Raw genomic sequence first — 7,451 nt, 5'->3', positions numbered from 1 at the left:
AAACGCCGCACATTACCAGCAGGGCTTTGCCCTGCACCCACCAGGAGGAGATAATCTCCTCCTGGACCTCCATAATACTTTTTGATTTTCAAATGCGCTTGTTTTGCCGGGCAATCATCAAGCTGTTGCGCGGAGAGTACGATATTTGATAGCCTTTACAAAACTCATTTACGTTCGTCATGGTAGCGGATCGCATGAAACATTCAGGGACTATTCTCTTCATCAACCGCTTCTATGCTCCAGACTATTTTGCTGCCACCAGTCGTCTGTTGACCGATTTGACTGCGGATCTGGCTGCGGCAGGCCATGATGTCCAGGTGATTACCAGCCGTTTGCGTTATGACACAACGCAGACTCCCTTGTCCATGAGGCAAAGGATGGCCGGTGTGGAGGTGCATCGAGTCTGGACCACCCGTTTTGGACGGTTTTCTCTTTATGGTCGTTCCATCGATTATCTGACTTTTCACCTGTCTGCCATGTGGCGCCTGTTGTGCCTGGCCAAAGCGGGCGATTTGGTGGTGGTCATGACCGATCCCCCTTTGCTGTCACTCTCTTTGTGGCCGGTCATTGCTCTGCGGCGTTGCCATCTCATCAGTTGGAATCAGGATCTCTTTCCTGAAACGGCAGGTGCGCTGCTCCCTTTTCCGGTGGGGAGTCGCTGGTTGCTCTCCCTGCTGCGGCGATTGCGCAATTTCTCACTGCGTCATGCCCGGCGTGCCGTGGTTTTGGGCAAGCGGATGGCCGAGCGTTTGCTTGCCGAAGGGATTGCAGCAGACAAGGTATGTATCATCCCCAACTGGGAGGATGGTCAGTGCATCATGCCTCTGGCTACTGCAGAGAATCCCCTTCGTGCCGAATGGCAACTGGTGGACCGCTTTGTGGTTGCTTATGTGGGGAATCTGGGACGTGCCCATGAGTTGGATACGGTGCTTGCGGCTGCAGAATATCTCACTGATCGACCCGATATCTGTTTTTTGTTTGTCGGTGGCGGTGCCGGCTTGCCTCGTTTGCAGGCTTGGCAGCAACAACATCCCCATGCCCATCTCTTGATTCAACCTTACCAATCCAGGGAACGCCTATTGTATACAATGGGCGTTGCCGATGTGCATTGGTTTTCCTTGCTGCCGGCGCTGGAGGGGCTGATTGTGCCCAGTAAATTTTACGGAATTGCTGCCGCTGGGCGGGCAACTTTGTTCATTGGCGATTCCAATGGTGAAATTCCGGCTCTGCTGCAGGCAGGCAACTGTGGAGAGAGTTTTGCCGTTGGTGCCGCCAGGGAAGTGGCAGAGCGGATTCGCCATTGGGCTGATCACCCAGCCCTCTGCCGAAAGATGGGTGAGAGGGCGCGTCAGTGGTTTTTGCAAAACCATGACCAGGCTCTTGCCATGCGTCTTTGGCGACAATTGATCGAGGAGGTCGTTCAGGAGATCAATACCCATGCTTGAACGCAATTCTCTAACCAGGCGCTATTATGATGCCCATCATGAGCGGATCGTCTGCATCCAGGAGGGGAGTGGCGCGGCATTCTGGAGTATGCATTGGCGCGAATCTCTTCGTAATGCCGAGTATGTTTTTCGCCATCCTCCTGCCTATCACACCTTTCTCTATGTGACGAGACGCCACCTTCCTGCAGGCAGTCGGGTGATCGATGGCGGTTGTGGCTTGGCTCTGACGGTACATGCCCTGGATCGGTCCGGCTATGAAGCCTACGGAGTGGATTTCAGTAGCGAAACTGTGACGACCATTCATGGCCATTGGCCGCATTTGCGTCTCTCCTGTCAGGATATCCGCCGATTAGCCTTTGCAGACCATTTTTTTGACGGATATTGGTCAATTGGGGTGATCGAACATTTCTATCATGGGTATGAAGAGGTATTGCGGGAGATGAGCCGCACCATTCGACCCGGCGGTTATCTTTTTTTGACCTTTCCGGTGATGAACATTCTCCGTCGTTTCAAGGCGCGGCGTGGCGATTATCCACCCTACCGGGAGGATGACAATAACCGGGAGAACTTTTACCAGTTTTTGTTGCCTGCGCAGTGGGTGCAACGCCAGGTGGAGTCGGCTGGTTTTCGTCTGGTGCGGCGTGGCGGTCAGAGCGTGGTGCGTACATTCAAGGAGGAGTGGCCATGGTGCGAGCGCGGGCTCGACCGGTTATTCTCGATACCCTGGGGAGTGGGCAGACTCCTCTCTCTGCTGTTGGATATAGTGTTGGGCAGATGGCTGGGCCATATGAGCCTGATGATCTTTGTACGTCAGGGTGAGGGGGAATGACAACCTCTTTCTCTTCTCTTGCCGGAGCAAAGCTGCGTGTCGGGATGGTGCTGCCGGATTTGCGCCGCGCCGGAGCGGAATCGGCTGTGGTCAACTTGAGTCGCAGTCTGGTGCAGTTGGGTGTGGAGGTGCACCTGATTGTCATCGGTGCTCGACAGGAGTATGGGGCAGAGTTGATGGATAGTGGGATTCATATCCATCTCCTGGATCTCTATCGCCAGACCATTCGTTTCTACCGGCAGGATCTGCATTGGGCAATTCGTCGCAAGCTGACACGCTTTTTTGCTGAGCTTTCATTGCCAGTGGTCCACTTGCATCTGTTTCATGCCCTGGTATGGGCAGGTCCAGCCGCCCGGAGGGCCGGATCACTTACCTGTTATACAGCTCATGGCCTGGATCCCTGGTTGAAAAAAAATGATGGCATCTCTTTGTGGCGGCGCTGGCTTTTTATGCGGGCCATGAAGCAGGCGGTCTGTCATCTGGCGGCTGTTTCACCCTCGGTTGCCCGGCACTATGCCGAGGGGCTCTCCTGTCCGGTGGAGGCAATTACGCTGCTGCCCAATGGTCTCTCAGCCGCCGGATGGGGCGCTGATCCTGGCAAAAACAGCAGGGGAAGAAAGGTGATCATGGCGGGCACGCTCTATCCGTTAAAACGGGTGGGGGTGGGCATTCTTGCCCTGCGTGAGTTGCCCGACGCTGAATTGTGGGTGGCTGGTGATGGACCACAGCGGAGTGAATTGGAGCGTTTGGCGCTCATGAATGGGGTGGCGGATCGCGTGCGATTTTTGGGTGTGCGCAGTGATCTTCCGGAGCTGTTTCGGGCGGCAGATCTGTTCTGGTTGTTGAGCGAACGGGAAGGGATGCCCATGGTGGCGTTGGAGGCCATGGCTAGCGCCCTGCCGGTGGTTGCCACGGATGTGCCGGGCACACGCGATCTGTTGCGCAACGAAGAGAATAGCCTGCTTGTTGCGTTGGACCAACCGCAACAGGTGGTGGCAGCCAGTCGGCGGCTCTGGCAAGACGATGCGTTGCGGCAACAGGTGGTCGCTGCAGGATTGGCAACCGCCCGACGCTTTACATCGGAGAGCGTTGCCAGAGAACATTTGGCCTGTTATGCCAGTCTTCGGCTGAAGCTTTGAATAATGTGTTGCAAGAAAAATGGTTCAGGAAGGTTCGGCAGCACTTTCCTCTTTCCAGTCGAGGGCGGATTGACGTCGTTTGGCAAACTCGAGCAGTGCCTGATGCAGATAAGCGGCGTCAAACTCCGGCCAGTAGACAGGAAGAAAAATCAATTCCGTATGTGCCATTTGCCAGAGCAGAAAATTGCTGATGCGTTGCTCCCCTCCGGTGCGGATCATCAGATCGGGATAGGCCAGTCCATGGGTAGTCAAATGCTCGGAGAAGAGGCTTTCCGAGAGTTGATCCGGGTGCAGATGATTGGATAGAGCCATCTGCATCAATTCCCTGGTTGCATCCACCAACTCCTGGCGCCCCCCATAATTGATGGCCAAATTAAAACGAAGTCGTTGATTGGCACTGGTTTTTTCTTCCAACTCGCTGAGCAGCAGTTGCACTTTCTGGGGGAGAGCTTCCAAACGTCCGAGAGCGCGAAAATGGATCCCTTCACGGATCAATTTGCTCATTTGTCTGCGCAGGTGGAAGGTGAGCAAATCCATGATGGCAACAACCTCCTCTTCCGGGCGTTTCCAGTTTTCTGAAGAGAAGGTATAGAGTGTCAAAGTGGATATTCCATACTGCAGGCACGCCTCCATGGTGCGACGCACCGCTTTCACTCCCTGGCGATGCCCTTCCACGCTGGGTAGTTGCTGCTTCCGCGCCCAACGTCGATTGCCATCCATGATAATGGCAATATGAGAAGGTACGGGTTCTGGAAGAGAAATGGATTTCATCGCAGAACAATTAAGCTGGTTTGTGTACAGGGAATGGTACAGAAAAATTGTACAGTAAATAAAACTCAGAATTTCATTATAAATTAAATTGATGATTTTTTCAAGTTTTTCATATGTATTGTCTGAATCGATCCATTTGATATAATGGGAGGCGATGCGGTCTGAAATATAGCTTCCAATAGGGTTGCTTGTCATAGATTTTGAGCTGCACACTATTTTGTTTTGTGACTTTCTGCTATATTTGCAGATAATGATCAGGTTGCGAGAAGAGTTTTGTGGATCCGAACAGTCTATTTTTCTGTCAGATTGGTCTGTCAGTAATTTGCAAACCGACAGTGAGAGAGTCAAAACCATGCATAAACCTCGACCAGAAGAGCTGTTCGTATCAGCGAGGAGCATGGCTGAGAAGCCGTTCCCGGCATGGGAATATCATGTGCATTCCACCTATTCGGATGGTTCAGCGCCGCTGCCGGAGTTGTTGCAGCGTGCCAGGATACTGGGAATCGACAGGCTGATATTTACTGAGCATACGGAAAAGGAGTTGACGGAAGAGGGGGAGTGGTTTGCTCGCTACTGGCAGGAGATCGACCTGTTGCGGAAAAGAGAGTCATCCATAACGATTCTGTGTGGTTTGGAGGTGCCGATCACCGATTATGAAGGGGGTCTGCTGCTTGATGAGCCTATGCGTGACCGAGTGGAATTTGTCTTGGGCGCGGTGCATGCCTATCCGGGCCTAAGCTCTTTGGTGGGGGTAGGGCCAGAGGAGTTGGTAGAGAGAGAGTTCAGGGGGTTGATGGCACTGGCAGTCAATCCGTTGGTGGATGCCATCGCGCATCCTGGAGGAACCTGCCAAAGATTGGGCGTGCCTTTTCCGTTGCAACACTTTGCCCGGGTGGTGCAGGAGGCGACCCGGCAGGGAAGAGCCATCGAGTTGAATCCGGCCTACCACTCCCCCCTGCTGCCCTATCTGGAGATCTGTCTTCAGCATGATGCTTGGATCTCACCCGGTTCCAATGTTCATCATCCAGAGGAGATCGGATGGGCCATGCACAACTTGCGCAAGCTGCAGAAGAAGATAAAATTTTGAACGCACTGCTGGCTGATGGCGGTTTGCAATCAAGCGCAAACTCTCTATGGCTGCGTCATCGGTTTTTCACCATGCCAGAGTTGTTGTCAGCTCGCCTGCTGCTTGCCGTTTTGTTTATTGGTCCGATTGCAGATCGGTACTGCAGGTCAGCAGCCGTTCTCAGAGGGTTGGGTCATCGTCAGCAGTAAAAGCGGCCAACAAACCCTGTATGGTGGCCAGGGCCGCCGGGTCAATCCTGGTAAAGTCGAGCATGATTCCGCTTTGCTCCTCCAGGAGTTGAATCAATTCGATAAACTCACTGCTGTTCAGCAAGGTCAGTTCAAAGAGATTGTGATCTGCTGCAGGGGGGGAGAAGGCCTGCTGCGGGTGGTTTTTCCTGAGAAAGGAGAGAATAGTTTGTGCAAGAGGGGAATTTGTCATGTTTCCTCGGCAGGCAGGAGGGTTTCCTGCAGGTGTTGGAGCAAGGCGGAACGGTTGATCTTGCCATTGCTGTTCAGGGGGAACTGTGGCAACAAAAGAATGCGGGCCGGGACCATGTAAGAGGGCAGACGTTGGCGACAAACTTGCAACCATTCGGGAATGAGCCTGCTGTCAGCGCCTGCCACGCAGGCCAGGAGTTCCCGCACCGCATGCTCACCACCCGGCCAGGGGATGACAGCCACCCAGTCCTGTCCGGTCAGTTCCCGGAGCAGGTTTTCGATCTCCTGCAGTTCGATGCGATAGCCATGCAGTTTGATCTGGTAATCGACTCGACCGAGAAAAATGAGGCAACCATCGTCACGACGTTGGACCCGGTCACCGGTGCGATACCAGAGGGTTGTGGCGCTGGCAGGGGTGCGAAAATAGTGGGAGGCGCTTTTTTCAGGGTCTCCGAGATAGCCTGTGGTCACCTGAGAGCCTGCCAGACAGAGATCTCCTGTGCCGGCGGAAAAGAGGAGGGAGCCATCCTCTTGCAACAAAGCCGCCTGTTGTCCGGGAAAAATCCAGCCGATTGGTACGTTGCTCTGGTGCGTGATCTGACTGGCGGTTTCGGCACTCCATTCAAATTCGGAAATGGCAACAGTGGCTTCAGTGGGGCCATACAGATTGAGCAGTCGACCATGGGGAGTGGCCTGGCGCCATGCCTCTGCGCTGCGAACCGGCAAGGGTTCACCACAAAAAAGAGAGAGACGGATGGTCGGGAAAACAGCAGGGCGAAGAATTTTCAGACGTTCCATCATCATGGCGACCGACGGGACGGAAACCCAGACAGTCAGTTGATTTTCCAGGATAAAACGGGCCGGGGCAAAACGGTTTGCTGGCGGAATCGGACACAACAGGGCGCCACTGGCCCATGAGACAAAGATGGGATGGATGGAGAGGTCAAAGGTGATGTCAGCCGGTTGGGCCACCCGATCACCTGCTCCAATGGGGTGATGATTGCGCCAGTAATGGACATAGGCGTGCAAATTGTCGAAGCTGATGGCAACCCCTTTGGCACGACCGGTGCTCCCAGAGGTAAACATGACATAAGCAGCCTGACTGGTGGCGGGAGGGGGTTGCGGGCTGCGTGCGGAGAGTCGGTCCAGGTCAGCGCCATCAAGAAAGTGATGTTGCGGGAACAAAAGCGGTCGATCCCCTTTGCTTCCCTTTTCCGGGAGGATGCAGAGCATTGATTCTGGACAATCAGGCAACAAGCGGTCCAGGGTTTCCAGAGCGTCGCTGGCAACCAGCAGCAATCGGGTTTGGGTTTGATGCAGCATATACTGCAACCGTTCCAGCGGAAAAGCCGGATGCAGGGGCAGGAAACCACCCCCAAGACGATGCGCAGCCAGCATGGCTGGGTAGACCCAATGATCATGGTTGCCGAGAATGGCAAGCAGGCGTAATGGGCCGCACAATTGCCAATCAACGGCCCGTGACAACCACTCTGCATGGGCGGACAACTGGCCGTAACTCCAGGTGTTGCCGTGTATGAGCAGGGCAGGGGCCTCTTGATCCGATGGGGTCAACCAGGGATAGTTGTGCATGGAGTGGTTGTTGGCAAGTTAAGGGAGATGCTCTCTGCAAACAGGTGTAGCACCGGAATTCTCCTGGCGTCAAGGAAAGAGTAGGAACAATGGAGGTAACTATTCAGGTTCGTGCTGGCTCGCCAACTCTCCCCCCATGGGGATGCTGTACGAATTGGCGCAAAAATGCGC

7 protein-coding genes are annotated in these 7,451 nt (G+C 54.2%); 4 read left to right on the top strand and 3 right to left on the bottom strand.

Translation table 11 applies throughout. The features are described from left to right. Nucleotides 1–194: 194 nt before the first annotated feature. Genes EJP87_RS11945 through EJP87_RS11935 form a run of 3 tightly spaced genes read left to right on the top strand, consistent with a single transcriptional unit; the run spans nucleotide 195 to nucleotide 3,413 of the window. Nucleotides 195–1,445, top strand: a complete 1,251-nt coding sequence (locus EJP87_RS11945) for a glycosyltransferase family 4 protein (protein WP_193771330.1) — start codon at nucleotides 195–197, stop codon at nucleotides 1,443–1,445. Beyond that, complete coding sequence (locus tag EJP87_RS11940; RefSeq protein WP_130472107.1) at nucleotides 1,438–2,274, top strand: class I SAM-dependent methyltransferase; 837 nt, start codon at nucleotides 1,438–1,440, stop codon at nucleotides 2,272–2,274. Before EJP87_RS11945 ends, EJP87_RS11940 begins: the two co-directional genes overlap by 8 nt. Continuing rightward, a complete protein-coding gene (locus EJP87_RS11935) occupies nucleotides 2,271–3,413 on the top strand; it encodes a glycosyltransferase family 4 protein (protein WP_130472106.1) in 1,143 nt (380 codons plus the stop codon). The genes EJP87_RS11940 and EJP87_RS11935 overlap by 4 nt, the downstream gene beginning before the upstream one ends. Nucleotides 3,414–3,437: 24 nt before the next feature. On the opposite strand, the gene uppS is transcribed toward EJP87_RS11935, so the two are convergent. Continuing rightward, nucleotides 3,438–4,184, bottom strand: coding sequence for a polyprenyl diphosphate synthase (uppS, locus tag EJP87_RS11930; RefSeq protein ID WP_130472105.1), 747 nt, complete (start codon nucleotides 4,182–4,184; stop codon nucleotides 3,438–3,440). A 397-nt stretch (nucleotides 4,185–4,581) separates the two neighbouring features. Between uppS and EJP87_RS11925 the strand changes: the two genes are divergently transcribed. Next, nucleotides 4,582–5,271: a PHP domain-containing protein gene (locus EJP87_RS11925; RefSeq protein ID WP_227657602.1), complete on the top strand. Its 690-nt coding sequence runs from the start codon at nucleotides 4,582–4,584 to the stop codon at nucleotides 5,269–5,271. Between the two features lie 159 nt (nucleotides 5,272–5,430). Here the strand turns inward: EJP87_RS11925 and EJP87_RS11920 are convergent, their stop codons facing one another. Continuing rightward, nucleotides 5,431–5,691, bottom strand: coding sequence for a hypothetical protein (locus EJP87_RS11920; RefSeq protein ID WP_130472103.1), 261 nt, complete (start codon nucleotides 5,689–5,691; stop codon nucleotides 5,431–5,433). After that, nucleotides 5,688–7,280, bottom strand: a complete 1,593-nt coding sequence (locus EJP87_RS11915; protein WP_130472102.1) for an AMP-binding protein — start codon at nucleotides 7,278–7,280, stop codon at nucleotides 5,688–5,690. The genes EJP87_RS11920 and EJP87_RS11915 overlap by 4 nt, the downstream gene beginning before the upstream one ends. Nucleotides 7,281–7,451 lie beyond the last annotated feature (171 nt).

Source organism: Candidatus Magnetaquicoccus inordinatus, assembly GCF_004217665.1.
GTDB classification, from domain to species: domain Bacteria; phylum Pseudomonadota; class Magnetococcia; order Magnetococcales; family Magnetaquicoccaceae; genus Magnetaquicoccus; species Magnetaquicoccus inordinatus.
Note: the sequence above shows the minus strand (reverse complement) of the source record. Positions and strands in the feature narration are given on the sequence as shown.

Coding starts and splice junctions, on each gene's coding strand:
- EJP87_RS11945 (WP_193771330.1), top strand. CDS start 195: ATGAAACATTCAGGGACTATTCTCTTCATCAACCGCTTCTATGCTCCA.
- EJP87_RS11940 (WP_130472107.1), top strand. CDS start 1,438: ATGCTTGAACGCAATTCTCTAACCAGGCGCTATTATGATGCCCATCAT.
- EJP87_RS11935 (WP_130472106.1), top strand. CDS start 2,271: ATGACAACCTCTTTCTCTTCTCTTGCCGGAGCAAAGCTGCGTGTCGGG.
- uppS (WP_130472105.1), bottom strand. CDS start 4,184: ATGAAATCCATTTCTCTTCCAGAACCCGTACCTTCTCATATTGCCATT.
- EJP87_RS11925 (WP_227657602.1), top strand. CDS start 4,582: ATGGCTGAGAAGCCGTTCCCGGCATGGGAATATCATGTGCATTCCACC.
- EJP87_RS11920 (WP_130472103.1), bottom strand. CDS start 5,691: ATGACAAATTCCCCTCTTGCACAAACTATTCTCTCCTTTCTCAGGAAA.
- EJP87_RS11915 (WP_130472102.1), bottom strand. CDS start 7,280: ATGCACAACTATCCCTGGTTGACCCCATCGGATCAAGAGGCCCCTGCC.